21 protein-coding genes are annotated in these 22,305 nt (G+C 73.8%); 12 read left to right on the top strand and 9 right to left on the bottom strand.

Annotated elements, in window-relative coordinates; genetic code table 11:
• The 8 genes from B7P34_RS19285 to B7P34_RS19250 form a co-directional block, all read left to right on the top strand.
• Nucleotides 1-1,750: DNA translocase FtsK (locus B7P34_RS19285; RefSeq protein WP_146166854.1), on the top strand; the 1,750-nt coding region annotated here is incomplete at its 5' end.
• Between the two features lie 198 nt (nucleotides 1,751-1,948).
• Nucleotides 1,949-2,779 (top strand): helix-turn-helix domain-containing protein, encoded by an 831-nt coding sequence (locus tag B7P34_RS19280; RefSeq protein WP_223268000.1) that lies wholly within the window; start codon nucleotides 1,949-1,951, stop codon nucleotides 2,777-2,779.
• Nucleotides 2,780-2,907: 128 nt separating this feature from the next.
• Nucleotides 2,908-4,392, top strand: a complete 1,485-nt coding sequence (gene rimO / locus B7P34_RS19275) for a 30S ribosomal protein S12 methylthiotransferase RimO (RefSeq protein ID WP_106678077.1) — start codon at nucleotides 2,908-2,910, stop codon at nucleotides 4,390-4,392.
• Nucleotides 4,389-5,018 (top strand): CDP-diacylglycerol--glycerol-3-phosphate 3-phosphatidyltransferase, encoded by a 630-nt coding sequence (gene pgsA / locus B7P34_RS19270; RefSeq protein ID WP_106678075.1) that lies wholly within the window; start codon nucleotides 4,389-4,391, stop codon nucleotides 5,016-5,018. Before rimO ends, pgsA begins: the two co-directional genes overlap by 4 nt.
• Complete coding sequence (locus B7P34_RS19265) at nucleotides 5,015-5,563, top strand: CinA family protein (protein WP_106678073.1); 549 nt, start codon at nucleotides 5,015-5,017, stop codon at nucleotides 5,561-5,563. Before pgsA ends, B7P34_RS19265 begins: the two co-directional genes overlap by 4 nt.
• 94 nt (nucleotides 5,564-5,657) lie before the next feature.
• Nucleotides 5,658-6,041, top strand: a complete 384-nt coding sequence (locus tag B7P34_RS19260; RefSeq protein WP_030368713.1) for a helix-turn-helix domain-containing protein — start codon at nucleotides 5,658-5,660, stop codon at nucleotides 6,039-6,041.
• Nucleotides 6,042-6,205: 164 nt separating this feature from the next.
• Nucleotides 6,206-6,676: a Dps family protein gene (locus B7P34_RS19255; protein WP_106678072.1), complete on the top strand. Its 471-nt coding sequence runs from the start codon at nucleotides 6,206-6,208 to the stop codon at nucleotides 6,674-6,676.
• Between the two features lie 81 nt (nucleotides 6,677-6,757).
• On the top strand, nucleotides 6,758-6,970 hold the full coding sequence (locus B7P34_RS19250; RefSeq protein WP_146166853.1) for a hypothetical protein: 213 nt from the start codon (nucleotides 6,758-6,760) through the stop codon (nucleotides 6,968-6,970).
• Between the two features lie 423 nt (nucleotides 6,971-7,393).
• Here B7P34_RS19250 and B7P34_RS19245 read toward each other — a convergent pair whose 3' ends face one another.
• The 3 genes from B7P34_RS19245 to B7P34_RS19235 form a co-directional block, all read right to left on the bottom strand.
• Entirely contained in the window at nucleotides 7,394-8,215 is an 822-nt protein-coding gene (locus tag B7P34_RS19245; protein ID WP_106678069.1) for a DNA-formamidopyrimidine glycosylase family protein, read from the bottom strand.
• Nucleotides 8,216-8,259: 44 nt separating this feature from the next.
• Nucleotides 8,260-13,008 carry an ATP-dependent helicase gene (locus B7P34_RS19240; RefSeq protein WP_189382892.1) on the bottom strand — a complete coding sequence of 1,583 codons (4,749 nt, stop codon included), beginning with the start codon at nucleotides 13,006-13,008 and terminating at the stop codon, nucleotides 8,260-8,262.
• A gap of 156 nt (nucleotides 13,009-13,164) precedes the next feature.
• Nucleotides 13,165-14,085: a hypothetical protein gene (locus tag B7P34_RS19235; protein WP_106678068.1), complete on the bottom strand. Its 921-nt coding sequence runs from the start codon at nucleotides 14,083-14,085 to the stop codon at nucleotides 13,165-13,167.
• A 79-nt stretch (nucleotides 14,086-14,164) separates the two neighbouring features.
• On the opposite strand from B7P34_RS19235, the gene B7P34_RS19230 reads away from it, so the two are divergent.
• From B7P34_RS19230 to recX, 4 genes are all read left to right on the top strand, one after another.
• Nucleotides 14,165-14,359: a DUF3046 domain-containing protein gene (locus B7P34_RS19230; protein WP_106678066.1), complete on the top strand. Its 195-nt coding sequence runs from the start codon at nucleotides 14,165-14,167 to the stop codon at nucleotides 14,357-14,359.
• 63 nt (nucleotides 14,360-14,422) lie between these two features.
• On the top strand, nucleotides 14,423-15,574 hold the full coding sequence (locus B7P34_RS19225) for an AI-2E family transporter (RefSeq protein WP_223267999.1): 1,152 nt from the start codon (nucleotides 14,423-14,425) through the stop codon (nucleotides 15,572-15,574).
• A gap of 186 nt (nucleotides 15,575-15,760) precedes the next feature.
• Nucleotides 15,761-16,888, top strand: a complete 1,128-nt coding sequence (gene recA / locus B7P34_RS19220) for a recombinase RecA (RefSeq protein WP_189382889.1) — start codon at nucleotides 15,761-15,763, stop codon at nucleotides 16,886-16,888.
• A gap of 63 nt (nucleotides 16,889-16,951) precedes the next feature.
• Nucleotides 16,952-17,518 (top strand): recombination regulator RecX, encoded by a 567-nt coding sequence (gene recX / locus B7P34_RS19215; protein ID WP_353620252.1) that lies wholly within the window; start codon nucleotides 16,952-16,954, stop codon nucleotides 17,516-17,518.
• Between the two features lie 29 nt (nucleotides 17,519-17,547).
• Here recX and B7P34_RS19210 read toward each other — a convergent pair whose 3' ends face one another.
• The 6 genes from B7P34_RS19210 to B7P34_RS19190 all read right to left on the bottom strand — a co-directional run bounded on the left by B7P34_RS19210 (nucleotide 17,548) and on the right by B7P34_RS19190 (nucleotide 22,257).
• Nucleotides 17,548-17,931 (bottom strand): rhodanese-like domain-containing protein, encoded by a 384-nt coding sequence (locus B7P34_RS19210; protein WP_106678061.1) that lies wholly within the window; start codon nucleotides 17,929-17,931, stop codon nucleotides 17,548-17,550.
• On the bottom strand, nucleotides 17,928-18,482 hold the full coding sequence (locus tag B7P34_RS19205; protein ID WP_223267998.1) for a cysteine dioxygenase family protein: 555 nt from the start codon (nucleotides 18,480-18,482) through the stop codon (nucleotides 17,928-17,930). Before B7P34_RS19205 ends, B7P34_RS19210 begins: the two co-directional genes overlap by 4 nt.
• Before the next feature lie 84 nt (nucleotides 18,483-18,566).
• Nucleotides 18,567-18,653 carry a putative leader peptide gene (locus B7P34_RS39745; RefSeq protein WP_353620253.1) on the bottom strand — a complete coding sequence of 29 codons (87 nt, stop codon included), beginning with the start codon at nucleotides 18,651-18,653 and terminating at the stop codon, nucleotides 18,567-18,569.
• Between the two features lie 32 nt (nucleotides 18,654-18,685).
• Entirely contained in the window at nucleotides 18,686-20,467 is a 1,782-nt protein-coding gene (locus B7P34_RS19200; protein ID WP_106678059.1) for an FAD-dependent monooxygenase, read from the bottom strand.
• A gap of 234 nt (nucleotides 20,468-20,701) precedes the next feature.
• Entirely contained in the window at nucleotides 20,702-21,610 is a 909-nt protein-coding gene (locus B7P34_RS19195; protein WP_106678057.1) for an amino acid ABC transporter permease, read from the bottom strand.
• Complete coding sequence (locus tag B7P34_RS19190; RefSeq protein ID WP_106678055.1) at nucleotides 21,607-22,257, bottom strand: amino acid ABC transporter permease; 651 nt, start codon at nucleotides 22,255-22,257, stop codon at nucleotides 21,607-21,609. Before B7P34_RS19190 ends, B7P34_RS19195 begins: the two co-directional genes overlap by 4 nt.
• Nucleotides 22,258-22,305 lie beyond the last annotated feature (48 nt).

Below are 22,305 nucleotides of genomic sequence, written 5' to 3'. Positions count from 1 at the left end.
CGGCGCCGTTCTGCACGGCGTGCCGCCCACCCCGCTCGTCGCCGGGCTCAGCAGCGGCATCGGGCAGGAGACCGGGCAGCCGGGCGCCGTCCCGGGCGCGCGGGGCCGCGGCAAGGAGCCCGGCCCGGCGGCGGACCGCACCAGGAGCGCCGCCGACCGCACGCAGGGCGTCCCCGACCTCACCAAGGGCGTGCCGGACCTCACCAAGCCCGCGCCGGCCCCCGAGGCGGGCTCCGGCCTGCCCGCGCGCGCCGAGCAGCTCCAGCTCTCCGGCGACATCACCTACTCGCTGCCCACGCTCGACCTGCTGGAGCGGGGCGGGCCGGGCAAGGCGCGCAGCGCCGCGAACGACGCCATAGTGGCCGCGCTGACCAACGTCTTCTCGGAGTTCAAGGTCGACGCCGCCGTCACCGGCTTCACCCGCGGCCCGACAGTCACGCGCTACGAGGTGGAGCTGGGCCCGGCCGTCAAGGTCGAGCGCATCACCGCCCTCGCCAAGAACATCGCCTACGCCGTCGCCAGCCCGGACGTGCGCATCATCTCCCCGATCCCGGGCAAGTCCGCCGTGGGCATCGAGATCCCGAACACCGACCGGGAGATGGTCAACCTCGGGGACGTGCTCCGCCTGGCCGACGCCGCGGGCGACGACCACCCGATGCTCGTCGCGCTCGGCAAGGACGTCGAGGGCGGCTACGTGATGGCCAACCTGACGAAGATGCCGCACATCCTCGTCGCGGGCGCCACCGGCTCCGGCAAGTCCTCGTGCATCAACTGCCTCATCACCTCCCTGATGGTGCGGGCGACGCCCGACGACGTCCGCATGGTGCTCGTCGACCCCAAGCGCGTGGAGCTGACCGCCTACGAGGGCATCCCGCACCTGATCACCCCGATCATCACCAACCCCAAGCGCGCGGCCGAGGCCCTGCAGTGGGTCGTCCGCGAGATGGACCTGCGCTACGACGACCTGGCGGCCTTCGGCTTCCGGCACATCGACGACTTCAACGCGGCCGTGCGGGCGGGCAAGGTCACTCCTCCGGAGGGCAGCGGACGCGAGCTCTCCCCGTACCCCTATCTGCTGGTCATCGTCGACGAGCTGGCGGACCTGATGATGGTCGCCCCGCGCGACGTCGAGGACTCGATCGTGCGCATCACCCAGCTCGCGCGCGCCGCCGGCATCCACCTCGTCCTGGCCACCCAGCGGCCGTCCGTCGACGTCGTCACCGGTCTGATCAAGGCGAACGTGCCCTCCCGGCTCGCCTTCGCCACCTCCTCGCTCGCCGACAGCCGCGTCATCCTCGACCAGCCGGGCGCCGAGAAGCTGATCGGCAAGGGTGACGGCCTCTTCCTGCCGATGGGCGCGGGCAAGCCCGTCCGTATGCAGGGCGCCTTCGTCACGGAGGCCGAGGTCGCGGCCGTCGTGCAGCACTGCAAGGACCAGATGGCGCCCGTCTTCCGGGACGACGTCACCGTGGGCACCGCGAAGAAGCGGGAGATCGACGAGGAGATCGGCGACGACCTGGACCTGCTGTGCCAGGCCGCGGAGCTGGTCGTCTCCACCCAGTTCGGGTCGACCTCGATGCTGCAGCGCAAACTGCGTGTGGGATTCGCGAAGGCGGGCAGACTCATGGACCTGATGGAGTCGCGGGGCATCGTGGGCCCGAGCGAGGGCTCCAAGGCCCGCGACGTCCTCGTCAAGCCCGATGAGCTGGACGCTGTGCTCGCGGTGATCCGTGGGGACGGCGGGGTCTGACGGGGCCTGAGTTTCCTGCCCAACCGTTTCTCTCGGCGGCGTGTCGAGTTGAGAAAGGGGGGCGGTGCGATGTCCCACCGTCGGCGCCGCAGAATCATCTGATGGCGTACAAAGTCCGGCTTCCGGCTTGCCCGCGGCTTTCGTATCCCCCCTAGACTGAACTCCCAGCAGGTGGCTACACGCTCGAAAGGCGCCCACGTGTCCATCGGCAACTCCTCCGCAGACGGCGGGGACATCCCCGCAGACGACCGGCCGTCGATCGGCCGGGTCCTCCAGCAGGCCCGTATCAGCGCCGGACTGACCGTCGACGAGGTCAGTTCCACCACCCGCGTACGCATCCCGATCCTGCACGCGATCGAGCAGGACGACTTCTCCCGCTGCGGCGGCGACGTCTACGCACGTGGGCACATCCGCACCCTCGCGGTCACCGTCGGCCTCGATCCGGCCGAGCTGATCGCGCGCTACGACGCCGAGCGCGGCGGGCGCCCCGCGCCGACCCCCGCGGCACCCCTCTTCGACGCCGAGCGCATCCGCCCCGAGCCCCGCCGGCCCAACTGGACGGCGGCGATGGTCGCCGCGATCGTGGCCGTCGTCGGCTTCGTCGGCTTCACGCTCTTCAACGGCGGCTCCCAGGGTTCGGGCGGCTCCGTCGCCGCGGAATCGCCCTCCGCCAAGCCGCCCGCCTCGCCGAGCAAGAAGCCGCCGTCCGGCAAGCCGGCCGACCCCAAGCGGGAGCCCGGCGGCGGAGCCATCGCCGGCGTCCCGGCCAACAAGGTCACGGTCAAGCTCGCCGCCGAGAACGGCCAGACCTGGATGTCCGCGAAGGACCACAACGGCCGGCTGCTGGAGGAGGGCGTCCTCAAGCAGGGCGAGGCCAAGACCTTCACCGACCCCACCCGGATCGATCTCGTCCTCGGCAATGCGGGCGCCGTTCGGCTGTTCGTGAACGGCAAGGAGGTCAAGAACGTCGGAGACAACGGCCAGGTGCAGCGCCTCAGCTACACCAAGGGCGACCCCGTAGCGGGCTGACCTGCGGCGGAGAGCGGTCACAGACAACCGGAGGGCACCTCTCCGGGTGATCGTTCTCTCGTGCCCCCGCGGCCCCGCCCGGGCACTCGGCAGCGGATGCGGCCCCGGGACAAAGTAGGCTGAGCCCTATGCCCGAACGCCGTACCGTCGCTCTTGTCACACTTGGCTGCGCCCGTAACGAGGTGGACTCGGAGGAGCTGGCAGGCCGCTTGGCGGCGGATGGCTGGGACCTCGTGGAGGACGCCGCCGACGCCGACGTGGCCGTCGTCAACACCTGCGGCTTCGTCGAAGCCGCGAAGAAGGACTCCGTCGACGCCCTGCTGGAGGCCAACGACCTCAAGGATCATGGTCGTACGCAGGCCGTCGTGGCCGTCGGCTGCATGGCCGAGCGGTACGGCAAGGAGCTCGCCGACGCGCTGCCCGAGGCCGACGGCGTGCTCGGCTTCGACGACTACGCCGACATCTCCGACCGGCTCCAGACCATCCTCTCCGGCGGCGTCCACGCCTCCCACACCCCGCGCGACCGCCGCAAGCTGCTGCCGATCAGCCCCGCGGAGCGGCAGAGCGCCGAGGTGGCCCTGCCCGGCCACGCCCAGGACGCCCAGGAAAGCGCCCCCGCCGACCTGCCCGAGGGCGTGGCGCCGGCCTCCGGGCCGCGCGCGCCGCTGCGCCGCCGGCTGGAGACCAGCCCCGTCGCGTCCGTGAAGCTCGCCTCCGGCTGCGACCGGCGCTGCTCCTTCTGCGCCATCCCGTCCTTCCGCGGCTCCTTCATCTCCCGCCGCCCCTCCGACGTGCTCGGCGAGACGCGCTGGCTCGCGGAGCAGGGCGTCAAGGAGATCATGCTGGTCTCGGAGAACAACACCTCCTACGGCAAGGACCTCGGGGACATCCGCCTGCTGGAGACGCTGCTGCCCGAGCTGGCGGCCGTCGACGGCCTGGAGCGCATCCGGGTCAGCTACCTGCAGCCCGCGGAGATGCGCCCGGGGCTGATCGACGTGCTGACCTCCACCGAGAAGGTCGCGCCCTACTTCGACCTGTCCTTCCAGCACTCCGCCCCCGGCGTGCTGCGCGCCATGCGCCGCTTCGGCGACACCGACCGCTTCCTGGAGCTGCTGGAGACGATCCGCTCCAAGGCCCCGCAGGCCGGCGCCCGCTCCAACTTCATCGTCGGTTTCCCCGGCGAGACCGAGGACGACGTCGCTGAGCTGGAACGTTTCCTGACCGGGGCCCGCCTCGACGCCATCGGCGTCTTCGGCTACTCCGACGAGGACGGCACCGAAGCGGCCACGTACGAGAACAAGCTCGACCCCGAGACCGTCGCCGAGCGCCTCGCGCACATCTCCCGGCTCGCCGAGGAGCTGACCGCGCAGCGCGCCGAGGAGCGGATCGGAGAGACCATTGAGGTGATGGTCGACCGCGTGGACGAGGAGGACGGCGTCGTCGGCCGGGCCGCCCACCAGGCGCCCGAGACCGACGGGCAGGTCCTGCTCGGCACCCGCCCGGAGCTCGTCCCCGGCCGTATGGTCGTGGCGAAGGTGGTGGCGAGCGAGGGCGTCGACCTCATCGCCGAACCGCTCGGCGACGGAGGGTGTACCGAGGAGGCGGGCAGATGACCGGAGTCCCGGCCTCCGCCACCGGAGGCCATGCCCCGGCGGCAGCCGCACGGCCGGCCGGGCTGTGGAACATCGCCAACATCCTCACCATGGTGCGGCTGCTGCTCGTGCCGGGGTTCGTCCTGCTCATGCTGCACAACGGCGGCTACGACCCGGCCTGGCGCTCCTTCGCCTGGGCCGCCTTCGCCGTCGCCATGATCACCGATCTGTTCGACGGCCACCTGGCCCGGACGTACAACCTGGTCACGGACTTCGGCAAGATCGCCGACCCGATCGCGGACAAGGCGATCATGGGTGCGGCGCTGATCTGCCTGTCCGCGCTGGACGACCTGCCCTGGTGGGTCACCGGCGTGATCCTCTTCCGCGAGATCGGCATCACGCTGATGCGGTTCTGGGTGATCAAGCACGGCGTCATCCCGGCCAGCCGCGGCGGCAAGATGAAGACCCTCGCCCAGGGGGTCGCCGTGGGCATGTACATCCTCGCGCTGACCGGCCTGCTGGCCACCGCCCGCTTCTGGGTGATGGCCGTGGCGGTGGTGCTGACGGTGGCGACCGGGCTCGACTACGTGCGGCAGGCCGTCGTCCTGCGGCGGGCCGGACGGGCCGCGGGGGCCGTGGGCCGATGAGTGCGGCGAGCGACACGTGCGCCCTGACGGCATCGGCGGTCCTGGCCGCCCTGGTGGCGCGCGGTGAGACCGTGGCCGCCGCCGAGTCGCTCACCGGAGGGCTGGTCGCGGCCGGGCTGACCGCTGCGCCGGGCGCCTCCCGCGCGGTGCGCGGCTCGGTCACCGCGTACGCCACCGAGGTCAAGGCCGGCGTGCTGGGCGTCGAGGAGGAGCTGCTCGGCGAGCGCGGCGCCGTCGACGGCGCCGTCGCCCGGCAGATGGCCCGCGGCGTGCGGAAGCTGCTGGGCGCCGACTGGGGGCTCGCGACGACCGGCGTCGCCGGTCCCGACGCCCAGGACGGCAAGCCCGTGGGGACGGTCTTCGTGGCCGCCGCGGGACCGGGCGGCCGGACGCGGGTGCGGGAGCTGGCGCTGAACGGCGACCGGTCCCGGATCCGGTCGGAAAGCGTCCGGGCGGTGCTGGAACTGCTGCTGAACGAACTGACGGAAAACGTGGGCGCAAAGGATACGGAACACAACGGGGGGAATGGATGTTTGCAGCCCTGAGTGAACACGACATAGCTCCCCGCACGGCCGGAGCCCGAGGCGGTACGGTGGGGCGTGAAGGATCCGGATCCGCGGTCCAAGGAGGGAGCCACCGATGATTCTGCTCCGTCGCCTGCTGGGTGACGTGCTGCGTCGGCAGCGCCAGCGCCAGGGCCGCACTCTGCGCGAGGTCTCCTCATCCGCCCGGGTCTCGCTCGGTTACCTCTCCGAGGTCGAGCGGGGGCAGAAAGAGGCGTCCTCCGAGCTTCTCTCCGCAATCTGCGACGCTCTGGACGTACGGATGTCCGAGGTCATGCGCGAGGTCAGCGATGAACTGTCGCTCGCCGAGCTGGCGCAGTCGGCAGCGGCGAGCGAGCCGGTACCCGCGCCGATGCGGCCGATGTTCAATGCGGTGTCCGTGACGTCCGTGACGGGCGTGCCGGGGGAGCGAGTGACGATCAAGGCTCCCGCCGAGGCCGTGGACGTGGTCGCGGCCTGACAGGCGTTATCCATGAAATCCCGGTCGGATGTCCGACCGGGATTTCGTGTTTCCGCAGCCACCCGATTTGTGGTGGTGTGCGATGGCGGGGTGGCGGGAAGGCGGATAAAAAGACGAACAACATGGAACAAACGGGCTGAACCACTGAGATGGGGAGATTCTGGATGTCTGTCGTCAAGAGCTCGCTGCCCGAGCACGACCGCAAGACCGTCGGAGACGCCCTCCAGGGCGCCCTGGTCGACCTCGTGGACCTCTCGCTGGTGGCCAAGCAGGTGCACTGGACCGTCGTGGGCCCGCGCTTCCGCTCCATCCACCTCCAGCTGGACGAGGTCGTGGCGAGCGCCCGCCTGCACGCCGACACCGTCGCCGAGCGCGCCTCCGCCCTCGGCATCGCGCCGGACGGCCGCGCCGAGACCGTCGCGAAGACCAGCGGCATCGACCCGGTCGGCGGCGGCTGGTGCAGGGACACCGAGGCCGTGCAGACCCTCGTCTCCGCGCTCGGCGCCGTGATCACCCGCATGAGGGAGCGCATCCGTGCCACCGAGGAGCCGGACCCGGTCACCCAGGACCTCCTGATCGGGCTGACCGGCGACCTCGAGAAGCACCACTGGATGTTCCAGGCGGAGAACGCCTGAGCGCGCCAGGAGCGCCCGGGGCCCTTTCGCACGGGGCTCTCTCCGGTGGCGGCCGCGCCCCGGCCGCGCTCTCCTGGGGGCATGGAAGAGCACCCGGTGATCCGCTTCACGAATGAGCTGATGGTGCTCACGGACCTCGACCAGACGACAGCCGGGGCCTTCGTACGCCGGGTGTACCAGGAGGGCACCCACGAGGGGGAGCAGCGGCTGATGGCCGACCTGCACCAGCGCGACCGCAGGATCACGGAGCTGGAGCAGGAACTGGCGGGACTGCGGGGCGAGGGCCCCGGCTGACGGCGGACCCGGTCCCGGGCGCCGGCCCGGCCGCGGACCGCCTGCCGGTCGTGGGTGCTGCAGGGCGCGTACGGGTCCGCAGCGCGCCGCCGGGGGTTTCCGGTGCGCTCTGCCACGTCCGGGGGGAGCCGGTCTAGCGTCGGCCGAAGGAGGCAGCCATGGTCCGGCGTGAACTCTGGGGCTGCCGCAGGCCGTACGCCCTGCTGGGGCGGGTGACAGCACTCGTCGCCGGCGGTGTGTGGTGGTGGGCGCTGCTGCGCCTGCTCACGCAGCCGGGGCGGCTCGCGGCCGTCGACGGGCTCGTCCTCGCGGGCGGCTGGGGGCTGAGCCTGCTGCCGGTGCACTGCGCCCCCCGGCGGCGGCGCCCGGCCGGGGAGAACTGGGGTGGACGCCTGCGCAAGCTGAGGGATTCACTCGTTCGGATTAATCGTCCCCACGGCCCGGCGTCCCCGCGGGACCCGGGCCGGGCTGACAGCGGGGGCACCAGTACGTGACGCGCTCACGGCCCGCGTCCCCCTGCCCGGCCGTGCGCAGCGGCGTCCCGCAGCGGCGGCAGGGCCGGCCCGCGCGGCCGTACACCCACACGCGGTGGTCGTGGCGGGGGTCGCCCGTGGTGATGCGGGCGGCACGCGACTTGTTGGCCTCCAGGAGCTTCCTGGCGAGGGCGGGCAGGCGCTCGGGCGCCGGGACGTCGCGGACCGGGAGCCAGGGGGAGAGCCGCAGCATGAAGCAGAGCTCGGACTTGTAGACGTTGCCGATGCCGGCGAGGTTGCGCTGGTCGAGCAGGGCCTCGCCGACGGGGCGGCCGGGGTCGGCGAGCAGCCGGCGCAGCGCCTCCTGCGCGTCCCAGCCGGGGCCCAGGAGATCCGGGCCGAGGTGGCCGACCGCGGTGTGCTCGTCGGCGGTGCGGAGCAGCTCCAGGACGGGGAGGCGGTAGCCCACGGCCGTGCGGTCGGCGGTGGCCAGCACGGCGCGGATCTGGTGCCCGGGGCCGCCGCTCCAGCGCTCACCGGTGGCGTACACGCGCCAGGCGCCGTCCATCCGCAGGTGCGAGTGGAGCGTGAGGCCGCCTTCCAGGCGCGTGAGCAGGTGCTTGCCGCGCGGGAGGACCTCGGTGACCCGGCGGCCCGTGAGGTCCACGGTGGCGAGCGCGGGGACGCGCAGGTCGGAGCGGACGAGCGGGCCGCCGGTCAGGGCGCGGCCGAGCTCGCGCGCGGTGCGCCAGACCGTGTCTCCTTCGGGCATGTGCTCCTCCGTCCGTCCTCCCGCTGTCTCCGTCGGCTTCCGGCTCAGGGCGCGCGCAGACGCAGGCCCTTGGGCGTGGCGTGGAAGCCCGCCGCCTCCAGCAGCGGCCCCAGGGGGGACGAGAGGGCGGAGGTGCCGTTGACGCGCTCGACCGTGACGGTGCCGAGCGCGCCCGCCCGGGCGGCTCCGGCCAGTGCCTCGGCGGCCTCGCGCAGCCCCGGGTCGTCCGCGCCGGCCGTCTCGGCGCCCTCCTGCTGAGGCCAGGCGAGCAGGGTCTTGCCGCCGCGCTCCATGTAGAGCGCGAGGGCGCCGTCGAGGAGGACGACCAGGGAGCCCGCCTTGCGCCCCGGCTTGTGGGCCGCCCCGGCGGGCGGCTCGGGCCAGGAGAGGGCCGCGCCGTAGGCGTTGGCGGGGTCGGCGGCGGCCAGGACGACGGCCCGGCTGCGGCGGGGGGCGGCCGACGGGGCCTCCCAGGGAGCCCCGGGCGCCTCGGCCGGGGCGCCCGCGGCGCGGTCGCGGGCCGTGCTCGCGGCCCGCAGCCTGTCGACGGCGCCGTCCATGGCGAACTGCGCGGCGCCCAAGCCCTCCACCACGTACCCGCGCCGGGCCTGGCCGCTCTCTTCGAAGACGGACAGCACGCGGTACGCCGCGGAGAAGCCGCCTTCGAGGCCCTCGGCGGCCACGGCCCCCCGGGTGACCACGCCGTGCCGGTCGAGGAGCGTGCGGGCCAGGGCGTGGGCGCGGTGCGTCGGGTCGGGCTCGTGGGCCGGCAGCAGGGACCAGCGGCCCGCGACCGTCGGCGGCCCGCTGCGCGAGGCGGTCGGCGTGGTGGGCAGGCCGCCGCGGGCCGTGAAGGAGCCGTAACGGCCGCGCGGGACCGCGCGCTTGGCGCGGTGCGCCGTCGAGCCCGCCGTCCGCCCCGAGCCGAGGAGGGCGCGGAGCGGGGCGAGGGTGTCGTTGGTGAGCCGCCCGGACCACGCGAGGTCCCAGACGGCGTCCGCGATCTGCGGCTCCGTGCCGTCGGGGACGGCGGCGCGGACCCGCTCGGCGATCTGACGGAAGAACAGGCCGTAGCCCCCGGAGAGCGCTTCGAGGACCGCCTGGTGCAGCGGCGAGAGCTCCAGCGGGTGCGGGGCGGGCAGCAGGAGCGGGGCCGCGTCGGCGAGGAGCAGCGACACCCAGCCGTCCTTGCCGGGGAGGGCGCCCGCGCCGGCCCACACGACTTCGCCCGCCGCGGTGAGCTCGTCGAGCATCGCCGGGGTGAAGTCCCGTACGCGGCCGGGCAGCACCAGCTTCTCCAGGGCCGACGCCGGGACCGGCGCTCCCTGCAGCTGCTCGACGGCGCGCAGCAGCCCGTCCACGCCGCGCAGGCTGTGCGTGCCGACGTGCTGCCACTGAGGGAGGAACGCCGCCAGCGCGGTGGGTGGGACGGGCTCCAGCTCGTGCCGCAGCGCGGCGAGGGAGCGGCGGCGGAGCCTGCGCAGCACCGCGGCGTCGCACCACTCCTGGCCGATCCCGGAGGGGTGGAACTCGCCCTGGACGACGCGGCCGGCGGCCATGAGGCGCTGCAGCGCGCCGTCGGTGACGGCGGTGCCCAGGCCGAAGTGCGCCGCCGCCCCGGCGGAGGTGAAGGGGCCGTGGGTGCGGGCGTAGCGGGCGAGGAGGTCGCCCAGCGGGTCCTTGACGGGCTCGGTGAAGGCCTCGGGGACGCCCACGGGGAGCGCTGTGCCGAGGGCGTCGCGCAGCCGTCCCGCGTCCTCCACGGCGGCCCAGTGGTCCTCTCCGGCGATCCGTACGCGGATGGCGCGGCGGGCCTCCGCGAGCTCCCGCACCCAGGCCGGTTCGGCGCCGCGCGCCGCCAGCCCGGCGTCGGTCAGCGGGCCGAGGAGGCGCAGCAGGTCGGCGACGCTCTCCGGGTCCTTGGCCCGCCGGTCGTCCGTGAGCCACTGCAGCTCGCGCTCCAGGTCGGCCAGGACCCCGGCGTCGAGGAGCTCGCGCAGCTCGGCCTGGCCCAGGAGCTCGGCCAGCAGCCGCGAGTCCAGGGACAGTGCGGCGGCGCGGCGCTCCGCGAGCGGCGAGTCGCCCTCGTAGAGGAACTGGGCGACGTAGCCGAAGAGCAGCGAGCGGGCGAACGGCGACGGCTCGGGGGTGGTGACCTCCACCAGCCGGACGCGACGGGCCTCGATGTCGCCCATGAGCTCGGTGAGGCCGGGGACGTCGAAGACGTCCTGGAGGCACTCGCGCACGGCCTCCAGGATGATCGGGAACGAGCCGAACTCGCTCGCCACCTGCAGCAGCTGCGCGGCGCGCTGGCGCTGCTGCCACAGCGGGGTGCGCTTGCCCGGATTGCGGCGGGGCAGCAGCAGGGCGCGGGCGGCGCACTCGCGGAAGCGCGAGGCGAACAGGGCGGAGCCGCCCACCTGGTCGGTGACGATGCCGTCGATCTCGCCCTTGTCGAAGGTGACGTCCGCGGCGCCGACGGGCGACTGCTCGCCGTCGTACTCCGTGCCCCGGCCGGCGGGGTCGGCGTCGAGCAGGTCGAGGCCCATGAGGTCGGCGTCGGGCAGCCGCAGCACGATGCCGTCGTCCGCGTGCATCACCTGGGCGTCCATGCCGTACCGCTCGGCGAGCCGGGCGCCCAGGGCGAGCGCCCAGGGGGCGTGCACCTGTGCGCCGAAGGGCGAGTGGACCACGACGCGCCAGTCGCCCAGCTCGTCGCGGAAGCGCTCCACGACGATGGTCCGGTCGTCCGGGACGTGCCCGCACGCCTCGCGCTGCTCGCGCAGGTAGGCCAGGACGTTGTCCGCCGCCCAGGTGTCGAGCCCGGCGGCCGTCAGCCGCTCGCGGGCGGCGTCCGGGGCGGAGGAGCCCACCTCGCGCAGGAACGCGCCCAGGGCCCGCCCCAGTTCGAGGGGGCGGCCCAGCTGGTCGCCCTTCCAGAAGGGCAGTCGTCCGGGGACGCCGGGGGCGGGGGTGACGAGGACCCTGTCGCGCGTGATGTCCTCGATCCGCCACGAGGTGGTGCCCAGGGTGAAGACGTCGCCCACGCGGGACTCGTAGACCATCTCCTCGTCCAGCTCGCCGACCCGGCGCCCGCCCTTGGCGCCGTCCTTGGAGTCGGCTCCGGCCAGGAAGACGCCGAACAGGCCGCGGTCGGGGATGGTGCCGCCGGAGGTGACGGCCAGCCGCTGCGCGCCCGGGCGCCCCGTGACCGTGCCGGCCACGCGGTCCCACACCAGGCGCGGGCGCAGCTCCGCGAAGGCGTCGGACGGATACCGCCCGGCGAGCATGTCGAGCACCGCCGTGTAGGCGGACTCGGGCAGCGAGGCGAACGGGGCGGCCCGCCGCACCAGGGCCAGGAGCTCCTCCACGTCCCAGGCGTCGACGGAGACCATGGCGACGATCTGCTGCGCCAGGACGTCCAGCGGATTGGCGGGCACCCGCAGCGACTCGATGGACCCCGAGCGCATCCGCTCGGTGACCACGGCCGCCTGCACCAGGTCTCCCCGGTACTTGGGGAAGACGACGCCCGTGGACACGGCGCCGACCTGGTGGCCGGCACGGCCCACGCGTTGCAGCCCGGAGGCGACCGACGGCGGCGACTCGACCTGGACGACCAGGTCCACCGCGCCCATGTCGATGCCCAGCTCCAGGCTGGACGTCGCGACGACGGCGGGCAGCCGGCCCGCCTTGAGGTCCTCCTCGACCAGGGCGCGCTGCTCCTTGGAGACCGAGCCGTGGTGCGCGCGGGCGAGGACCGGCGGCGCTCCCTTGGCCGCGCCGGACTCGGCCATCAGCTCGGCGGGGGAGTGGTGCTCGGGCAGGGACTCGCCGGTGGCGCGCTCGTAGGCGATCTCGTTCAGCCGGTTGCACAGCCGCTCGGCCAGGCGGCGGGAGTTGGCGAAGACGATGGTGGAGCGGTGCGCCTGGACGAGATCGGCGATGCGCTCCTCCACATGGGGCCAGATCGACGGCTTGTCCTTGCCCTCCCCGCCGTCCTGCACCGGCGAGGCGCCCAGCTCGCCCAGGTCCTGCACCGGGACGACCACCGACAGGTCGAACTCCTTGCCGGACGGCGGCTGGACGATCTCCACCCGCCGCTGCGGCGAGAGGTAGCGGGCCACCTCGTCCACCGGACGGACCGTCGCGGACAGGCCGATGCGCCGGGCGGGGCGGGGCAGCAGGGCGTCGAGCCGCTCCAGGGACAGGGCGAGGTGCGCGCCCCGCTTGGTGCCGGCGACGGCATGCACCTCGTCGAGGATGACCGTCTCCACGCCCGCCAGTGCGTCCCTGGCGGCGGACGTGAGCATCAGGAACAGCGATTCGGGCGTCGTGATGAGGATGTCCGGCGGCCGGTTGACGAGCGCGCGGCGCTCGGCCGGCGGGGTGTCGCCGGAGCGGATCCCGACGCGCACCTCCGGCTCGGGCAGCCCCAGCCGGACGGCCGCCTGCCGGATGCCGGTCAGCGGGCTGCGGAGGTTGCGCTCCACGTCGACCGCGAGGGCCTTGAGCGGGGACACGTAGAGCACCCGGCAGCGCTTCTTGGGCTCGGCCGGCGGCGGGCTGCTCGCCAGCCGGTCCAGCGAGGCGAGGAAGGCGGCGAGGGTCTTGCCGGACCCCGTCGGCGCGACCACCAGGACGTCCGACCCCTCCCCGATCGCGCGCCAGGCCCCGGCCTGCGCCGCCGTGGGCGCGCTGAAGGCCCCCGTGAACCAGGCACGGGTCGCCGGGGAGAACCCCGCGAGAGCCCCGCCCCCATCCGCCGCCGCACCGGCCGCCGTCTCGTCCGCCATGCCACCCATCGTGCACCGCGCCACTGACAATGCCCCGGACCCGCAGGTCAGTCCTGGTGGGGGCGGGCGCATGGGGCGGTGGCGGCCGCGCGCACGAGGCGCCGGTCGCGGACGGGGCGGTGGTGATCGGACGGGCGCCCGGGCAGGGCGCGGGCGTCACACGGCGCGGTCGTAGGCGCGCAGCGTCAGCAGTGCGGTGAGGGTCACCATCGGCCGGCACTCCAGACGGGTGCCGGGCGCCCACTCGCGCCAGCGGACCGGCCAGCCGCCGTCCTCCTGCTGCGAGGCGGCCAGGAAGTCCAGCGACCGCTCCATCTCGGCGTCGGTGAACCAGGAGCGGGCCGACGAGTCCGGGGTGGGCGCGAAGTCGTGCGGGTAGTGGTGCTCGCCCGGGGCGTAGCCCTCCGGGACGGGGTAGTCGGCCACCCGCGCGGGGTCCAGGACCGCCAGCCGCTGCTCCCGGACGACCCGGCCCAGCCGCTCGGCCGCCGCCTGCGCCCGCCGCCGGTCCGGCGCCCCGTCCAGGAAGGCGACCGCCGCGGACACCTCGTACGGGTGAGTCCTCGCGCCGCTCCCGAGGGCCTCCACCGCGGCCCAGCAGAAGTCGGTGGCCCGGAAGAGCCACGCGTGCCACACCTCGTTGCGGTGCAGCAGGCCCACCACGGGGCCGGTGGCCAGGAGGTCGCTCGGCGGGTCGTCCACCACGGGGGTCCACGGGGCCGCCGGGTAGCCGCGCAGCGAGGGGTGGAGCGCGGGCAGCGCGCCGTCGGGGGTGGAGACGGCCGTCAGGTAGCGGCAGACGCGCTCCATGCGCCGGTCGGCGCAGCGGCCGATCTCGTCGAGGACGCGCAGGGCGTGGGCGGTGTGCAGCGGCTGGCTCACGGGGCCGCGCAGGTCCGGCTCCAGGGCGAAGCCGTAGCCGCCGTCCTCGCCGAGATAGGCGGTCAGGGCCGCCTCCACGGCGTCGGGGCCGCCGTCCAGGAAATGAAAGGCGAATCTCCGCTGCTCCAGGACGCGGGCGGTGAGCCAGATGAACTGTTCGGCACGGACTGCGGGGGATGTTCCGGATCGGGCCATGCACCGACCGTAGGCCGGAAAACGGCCCCGGTCAGCGGCTCGTGGCGGGCTGCACCCTCAGGGGCGGGATACTGGGCGCATGCGGTTGACGGTTTTCTGGCAGCGGATGGCGAATCATTTCGGCGCGGCGTACGCCGACTCCTTCGCGCGCGATCACGTGATGTCCGAGCTGGGCGGGAGGACGGTGCACCAGGCGCTGGACGCCGGCTGGAACGCCAAGGACGTGTGGCGCGCGGTGTGCCGGGCGATGGAGATCCCCGACGACAGACGCTGACGTGCCGCGCCGCCGCCACGGGATTCCGCTTTTCTGCTTCGCCCCGTAGGCCACACTTGCGGCGTGGCAGACGACCCCGTTCCGGAAGAACCCGTCCCACCCGCCCCGCCGCCTCGCCCCGGCCCCGCCGCCGGCATGCCGCCCTGGCTGCTCCGCGCCATGGTGTCGGCGCTCGCCCTGGTCGCCTGCTTCATGCTGGCGGTCTGGGCCTTCCAGCAGCTGGTCGGGCTGCTGCTGAACATCCTGATCGCCTTCTTCCTCGCCCTGGCCATCGAGCCGGCCGTGGCCCGGCTGTCCGCCCGCGGCATGCGCCGCGGCCTCGCGACGGGACTGGTCTTCCTCGCCGTCACCGTCGTCGTCGCGGGCTTCTTCGCCCTGCTCGGCTCGATGCTCGCCGACCAGATCGTGACCATGGTCGAGAACTTCCCCTCGTACCTGGACGCGGTCATCAAGTGGGTCAACCGGGTGTTCCACACGAGCCTGTCCCGGGTGCAGGTCCAGGAGAGCCTGCTGCGCTCGGGCTGGCTGCAGCGGTACGTGAAGAGCAGCGCCAGCGGCGTCCTGGACGTCTCGGCCACCGTCCTGGGCGGGCTGTTCCAGCTGCTGACCGTGGTGCTGTTCTCGTTCTACTTCGCGGCGGACGGGCCCCGGCTGCGCCGGGCCCTGTGCTCCGTGCTGCCGCCCCGCCGGCAGGCCGAGGTGCTGCGCGCCTGGGAGCTCGCCGTCGCCAAGACCGGCGGCTACATCTACTCGCGCGCCCTCATGGCACTGATCTCCGGCATCGCCCACTACGTGCTGCTCGTGATCCTGGGGGTGCCCTACGCGCCCGCCCTCGCGATCTGGGTGGGCTTCGTCTCCCAGTTCATCCCGACGATCGGCACCTACCTCGCGGGCGCCCTGCCCGTGCTGCTGGCCTTCACGGTGGACCCCTGGTACGCGGTCTGGGTGCTCGGCTTCGTCGTGGTCTACCAGCAGTTCGAGAACTACGTGCTGCAGCCGCGCATCACCGCCAGGACCGTCGACATCCACCCCGCCGTCGCCTTCGGCTCGGTGGTCGCGGGCGCCGCCCTGCTCGGTGCGGTGGGGGCGCTGGTGGCCATTCCGGCGACGGCGACGCTGCAGGCGTTCCTCGGCGCGTACGTGCGGCGGTACGAGGTATTGGCGGCGCCGCCCGGTCCGCCGGGAGCCGCGACGGGCCCGGAGTGGCGCGCTTGACAGCAAAATCGAACATCCATTCTTATGGGTTCCCCGGCGCTGTGGAGCCGTGTGCGGAACCGCTTCCCGGGCCCCTCCGTGGGCCGGGTTATCCACAGGCCGGAGCGACGCCCGGGCGCATTGTCAGTGGCAGGCGTTAGCGTCGTGGACGTGAAGCGATCGACTCAAGCAAACCGGGTGGAACCCATGGCAGGCACCGACCGCGAGAAGGCGCTGGACGCCGCGCTCGCACAGATTGAACGGCAATTCGGCAAGGGCGCCGTGATGCGCCTCGGAGAGCGGCCGAACGAGCCGATCGAGGTCATCTCCACCGGGTCGACCGCTCTCGACGTCGCCCTCGGCGTCGGCGGGCTCCCGCGCGGCCGCGTGGTGGAGATCTACGGCCCGGAGTCCTCCGGTAAGACGACCCTGACCCTGCACGCCGTGGCCAACGCCCAGCGCGCCGGCGGCACGGTGGCCTTCGTGGACGCCGAGCACGCCCTCGACCCCGAGTACGCCAGGAAGCTCGGCGTCGACATCGACAACCTGATCCTGTCCCAGCCGGACAACGGCGAGCAGGCCCTGGAGATCGTCGACATGCTGGTGCGCTCCGGCGCGCTCGACCTGATCGTGATCGACTCCGTGGCGGCCCTGGTGCCGCGCGCGGAGATCGAGGGCGAGATGGGCGACTCGCACGTGGGTCTCCAGGCCCGTCTGATGAGCCAGGCGCTCCGGAAGATCACCAGCGCGCTCAACCAGTCCAAGACCACCGCGATCTTCATCAACCAGCTCCGCGAGAAGATCGGCGTGATGTTCGGCTCCCCGGAGACCACGACCGGTGGCCGGGCGCTGAAGTTCTACGCTTCGGTGCGCATCGACATCCGCCGCATCGAGACCCTGAAGGACGGCACCGAGGCCGTCGGCAACCGCACCCGCTGCAAGGTCGTCAAGAACAAGGTCGCGCCGCCCTTCAAGCAGGCCGAGTTCGACATCCTTTACGGCCAGGGCATCAGCCGCGAGGGCGGCCTGATCGACATGGGCGTGGAGCACGGCTTCATCCGCAAGGCCGGCGCCTGGTACACGTACGAGGGCGACCAGCTCGGCCAGGGCAAGGAGAACGCCCGCAACTTCCTCAAGGACAACCCCGCCCTCGCCGACGAGATCGAGAAGAAGATCAAGACGAAGCTGGGCGTGGGCGGCGCGTCCGAGGCCCCGGAGGGCGAGCCCGGCGCGGCCGCCGCCGGTGCCGAGGGGGACGCCCCGGCGAAGTCCGTGCCCGCCCCCGCGGCGAAGTCCACGGCGAAGGCGGCCAAGGCCACGGCTGCCAAGAGCTGATCCATGGCACGGCGATGGGAGTACCCCCGGCCGGACGCCGGGGAAGACCCTCCGGGGCCGGATGTGGACGACCGTACCGGCGGTGGCGCCCCCTCCTCGTCGAGGGCCGGGGACACCGGGGCGCCGCCGCGGCCCGAGGAGCAGGCGCGGGCGATCTGCCTGCGCCTGCTCACCGGGAGCCCGCGCACCCGTAAGCAGCTCGCGGACGCCCTGGCCAAGCGGGGCATCCCGGACGAGGTCGCCGAGGAGGTCCTCTCCCGCTTCGAGGACGTGGGCCTGATCGACGACGCGGCGTTCGCCGGGGCCTGGGTCGAGTCCCGGCACCACGGCCGGGGCCTGGCCCGCCGCGCCCTCGCGCGCGAGCTGCGCACCAAGGGCGTGGACTCCGCGGTGATCGACGAGGCCGTGGGGCAGCTCGACTCCGAGCAGGAGGAGCGCACCGCCCGCGAGCTGGTCGAGCGCAAGCTCCGCTCCACCCGTGGGCTGGACCGCGAGAAGCGGCTGCGCCGCCTCGCCGGGATGCTGGCCCGCAAGGGCTATCCAGAGGGCCTCGCCCTGCGCGTGGTGCGCCGCGCGCTGGAGGAGGAGGGCGAGGACCCGGAGCTCTTGGATCACCTGGCGGACATATAGGTCCGGGCGGGCGGTGCCGGGCCGCCGCCCTACGTCCCGGTGGTCTCCACCGGCAGCCCCGCCGCGCGCCAGGCCTGGAAGCCGCCCGCCAGGTCCGTGGCGCGGTGCAGGCCCAGCAGGCGCAGGGAGGCCGCCGCCAGGCTCGACGCGTACCCCTCGTTGCAGACCACGACCACTCTCAGGTCGTGCCCTGTCGCTTCGGCCGCGCGGTGCTCGCACTGCGGGTCGAGCCGCCACTCCAGCTCGTTGCGCTCGACCACGAGCGCTCCCGGGATGGTCCCGTCGCGCTCCCGCAGTGCCGCGTAGCGGATGTCGACCAGCAGCCCGCCCCCGGCCTGCGCGGCCGCGGCCTCGGCGGGGCCGAGCCGGTCCAGGCCCTCGCGCGCGGCTGCCAGCAGCTCCTCGACCCTCACGCCCACTCCTGCGGCCGCTCCACCTGCTCCAGCCGCAGCACCTGCCCGCTGCGGCCGTACCGCCGCATCAGGGGCAGCGGCGGGTAGTAGGCGTGCACGGAGACCGCGTGCTGCTCCGCCGAGGCGTTGAGCACCTGGTGCACGTGGTGGGCGCCGAAGGCCCGGCCCTGCCCCTCGGAGAGCCGCCGCTCGCGGTCGATGCCGTCCGCCAGCTCCAGGGTCTTCCAGCCGTCCGTGGGCATCGCGGCCGCCAGGGAGTGCTCCGTCAGCACCCCGCCCGCGACGGCCAGCGCGCCGTGCGAACCGCCGTGGTCGTGCCAGCCGGTGCCGCTGCCCGGCGGCCAGCCGATCAGCCACGCCTCGCTGTCACCCGGCCCGTTGAGCCGCATCCAGGTGCGGCCCTTGGGATCCAGCGGGAGGGAGGAGACCAGCTGCGCGTCGGCGGCGGCGCGCTGTGCGAAGGCGAGGAGCTCCGCTTCGGAGGGCGCGCCCGGGGCGCCGGGGGAGAGCGGGGAGGAACCGGGCACGGGTGCGGGCAGGGGAAGGAACACGGGGACCGTCCTGAGTGATCGCGAAGGAGCACGCGGCGGCCGGCGCACAGAGCGCACACGCAGGCCGCGCGAGGGGAATGCGGATCAGCAGGACGGACGACAGACGCAGCCCGCGTAGCGGACGAGGTCCAGATGGACCCTCCGCCAGAAGTGCGCGCCGCTGTCAGTCACGTTCAGTAGTCAATCATGGCGGTCGGTGCGGGTCAACGGTTGGCCGTGGCTTCGCTGGGGGCTTCCTCCGGCGCCTGCGCGCCCCCCGGCCCCTCGCTGCTCCCCGCCGCCGCTCCCGGCGACGCGGCCTCGGAGCCGCCGCCGGTCCGGACGGCACCGCTGCCGGCCCGGCCCTCGCCATCGGCCCCCTCGCCCGCGGCCCCGCCCCGCACGGCGTCCGCGCACGCGTACAGCTCCGCGGGCCGCACCCCCCCCAGCGCCGCCACCAGGTGGCCGTCCGGGCGCACCACCAGCACCGTGTGGGCGGGGGCGCCCGGGTACTCGTCGGTGACGAGCAGTTCGGCGCGCATGGGGAGGGCGCTGACGGCGGCCTCCAGCTGCGGCATGAGGCCCGCGTCCGCCCAGTGCCGCCGCTCCCACACGCCGCTGCCGGGCGCGGTCAGGACCACCAGGAGGTCGCCGCCCAGCCGCTCCCGCAGCGGCACGCGCGAGCCGTCCGGAGCGGTCACCCGCACGTTCTCCGCCAGGGCCCCCGCAGGCGTGGCCACCGCGACGGACCCGGCCGGCGGAGCCGCGGGCGACAGGGGCGTACGGAGGTACGAGGGGGGCGCGCCCAACTGCCCGCGCCCGACGTGGCCGTCGGTGAGCAGTTCGTCGTGCCCGCGCAGGGCGCCCGGCAGCAGCGCGCGGCGCACGTTGTTCCACCCCCCTGCGCTCCGTACCGCCGGCAGCGCCCGGTCGGCGGCCCGCAGCCGCGCACCGACCGCCTCGCGCCGCTCGGCCTGGTAGCTGTCCAGCAGCGTCTCGGAGGCGCCGTGGTGCCAGGCGAGGGCCAGCTTCCAGGACAGGTTCTCGGCGTCGCGCAGCCCCTCGTCGAGTCCCTGCGTGCCGAGCGCGCCCAGCAGGTGGGCGGCGTCCCCGGCGAGGAAGGCGCGGCCGGTGCGCATCCGGCGCGTGAGGCGGTGGTGGACGGTGTGCACGCCGGTGTCCAGGAGCTCGTACTCCGGCACGTCGCCGCACCAGCCGGCCAGCGAGTCGCGCACGCGGGCGAGGAGCGCCTCGGGGGTGACGAGCTCGCCGCCGGGCGGCAGGGGCCAGTCGAGCCGCCAGACGCCGTCCGGCAGGGGACGGGCCGTCACTTCGCCGCCCCGTGCGGGCGACCGGTGCAGCACGGCCTCGCCGGGCCACGGCAGCTCGGCCCGGAGCGCGGCGACCGCGTACCGCTCGACGGCCGTCCGCCCCGGGAAGCGCGCGCCGAGCAGCTTGCGCACGGTCGACCGGGCGCCGTCGCAGCCGACGAGGTAACTTCCCCGCCAGGTCGGGCCGTTGCCGCCGCGGAGGTCGCCGCGGAGCTGCGCGGTGACGCCGTAGGCGTCCTGCCGGAGCGTCTCCAGGCGCGCTGCGGGGACGACGCGCACCTTGTCCTCGGCGGCGAGCGCGGCCCGCAACTCCCGCGTCAGGGCGTGCTGCGGGATGTGCAGCGGCGAGCCCCCGGCCGCCTTCGCGCCGTCGGTCCCGTCGCCCTCCGGGGCCGCCCCGGGCGTCTCGAACGACAGGCGGGTGACCACCGCGCGGCGCCGCATGGTGCGCCAGCCCGTCCACCGGGCGCCCTCCTCCGTGGCGCACCCCAGCCGCTCCAGCAGGGCGGCGGTGTCCGGGCCGAGCACGGCCGTGCGGGCCGGCCGCTCCTCGTCGGGCGCGGGTCCCTCGCCCGGGGTCTCGTCGAGGACGACGACGCGCACCTCGTGGCGGGCCAGGCACAGGGCGAGCACGAGGCCGACCGGACCGGCCCCGACGACGATCACCGGGTCCACGGCACGACTCCCGGGCATCCGCTGCGACCGAGATCCCTGCCCGGGGCTCCACGGTACGTACGGGGCGTACGGGATGTATGGGGTCCGACGGGGGGAACGCGGTGCTCGATCACAGAACGTATGCAACCCACTGCGGGTGCGTGCGTCAAGTGATCAGGGCGCTCGCCGCGGCGCGCCGCACGGAGCGCGCCCCGCCGCCCGGGCCGGCCGACGGGGCGTCACCTGCGGGGTTGCTCAGCCGGTGTGGGATCCGTCCGCGCCGGAGGCGCCGTCCACGCCGGCCGCGGCGTCGGTCGTGACGGCGGCGCCGACCATCGCCATCGCGGGCGGGGCGCCCTTGCGCGAGCGCTGCGTGCGCCGTTCGACCCAGGTGGCCACCGAAGACAGCGCGAGGCAGAGCACGATGTAGATCGAACCGAAGACGATCACCATCGGGATGAACGCGTAGACGCCGTTCACCGGCTTGGTCTGCTCGGCGAAGGCCTTGCCGACGAACAGCAGTTCCTCGTAGAGGATGATGAATCCGAGCGAGGTGTCCTTGAGGGTCACCACGAGCTGGCTGATGATCGACGGCAGCATCGTCCGCACGGCCTGCGGGATCAGGACGCTCGACATCACCTGCGTCTTGCGCAGCCCGAGCGCGTAGGCCGCCTCGCTCTGCCCGCGGGGCACCGCGTTGATGCCGGAGCGGAAGATCTCCGCCTGCACGGAGCCGTTGTAGAGCGTGAGGCCCAGGACCAGCGCCCACATCGGGTCGGAGGTGAACACCCCTGCGAACAACAGGAAGATCATGATCACCAGCGGCATGGCGCGGAAGAACTCGACCACCACGGTGGCCACCCAGCGCACCGGCCGGTGGTCGGACAGCCGGGCGGACGCGAGCACCGCGCCGAGCGCGACCGAGAGGACCGCCGCGATCGCGAACGTCTTCAGGGTCGTGAGCAGCCCGTCGACGATCCGCCGGTGCGTGTCGGTGTACTCGTAGTCGTCCCACAGCCCGGGCTGGAACTGCCCGGTGTCGTCCAGCCTGTAGACGACGAAGGCCACCAGGCCGAGGATCGCGACGGTGGACAGCGCCCCGTAGAGGCGGTTGCGGGCCCGCGCGCGGGGGCCGGGGGCGTCGTAGAGGACGTTCGCGCTCATCGGGCCACCGCCAGCCGGTTCTCCAGCAGCCGGAACAGACCGCTGATCGCGAGAGTGATGATGATGTAGCAGACCGCGATCCAGAGGAAGATCACGTAGATGTTGTAGCCGGTGTCGGCGTTGAGGGACTTCTGCACCGAGCCGAGCTGGGTCACGTTGAAGCCCGAGGCGATCGCCGTGTTCTTGGCGAGGGCGATCATCAGGCTGCCGATCGGCGGCACGGCGATGCGGGTGGCCTGGGGCAGGACGACCTGCCCCAGGGTCTGGCTGAAGGTCATCCCGATCGAGCGGGCCGCCTCGGCCTGGCCCACCGGCACGGAGTTGATGCCGGACCGGACGGCCTCGCAGATGAACGCCGAGGTGTAGCACCCGAGCGTCAGCACGGCGAGCCAGAAGGAGTCCCAGCCCTTGAGGCCGAGGGCGGGCAGCCCCAGGGTGACGGCGAGGAACAGCAGCACGAGGGGGGTGTTGCGCAGCAGGGTCACCCAGGCGGTGCCGAATATTCGCAGGGCGGGCACCGGGGAGACCCGGAACGCCGCCATCAGTATGCCCAGCACCAGGGCGAGCAGACCGCTGAGCCCGGTGAGCTCGACGGTGCCCAGGAAACCTTCGCGGAACTCCGCGAAGTGGTCCGACAGAACGTTCAAGGCGGCTCTCCCGGCGGGTCGTTACGGATCGGCGGCGGACGGGGCATG

This window comes from Streptosporangium nondiastaticum, from assembly GCF_003011965.1.
In the GTDB taxonomy this organism is placed as follows: Bacteria; Actinomycetota; Actinomycetes; order Streptomycetales; family Streptomycetaceae; genus Streptomyces; species Streptomyces nondiastaticus.
This window is presented reverse-complemented; position numbering and strand designations above follow the sequence as displayed.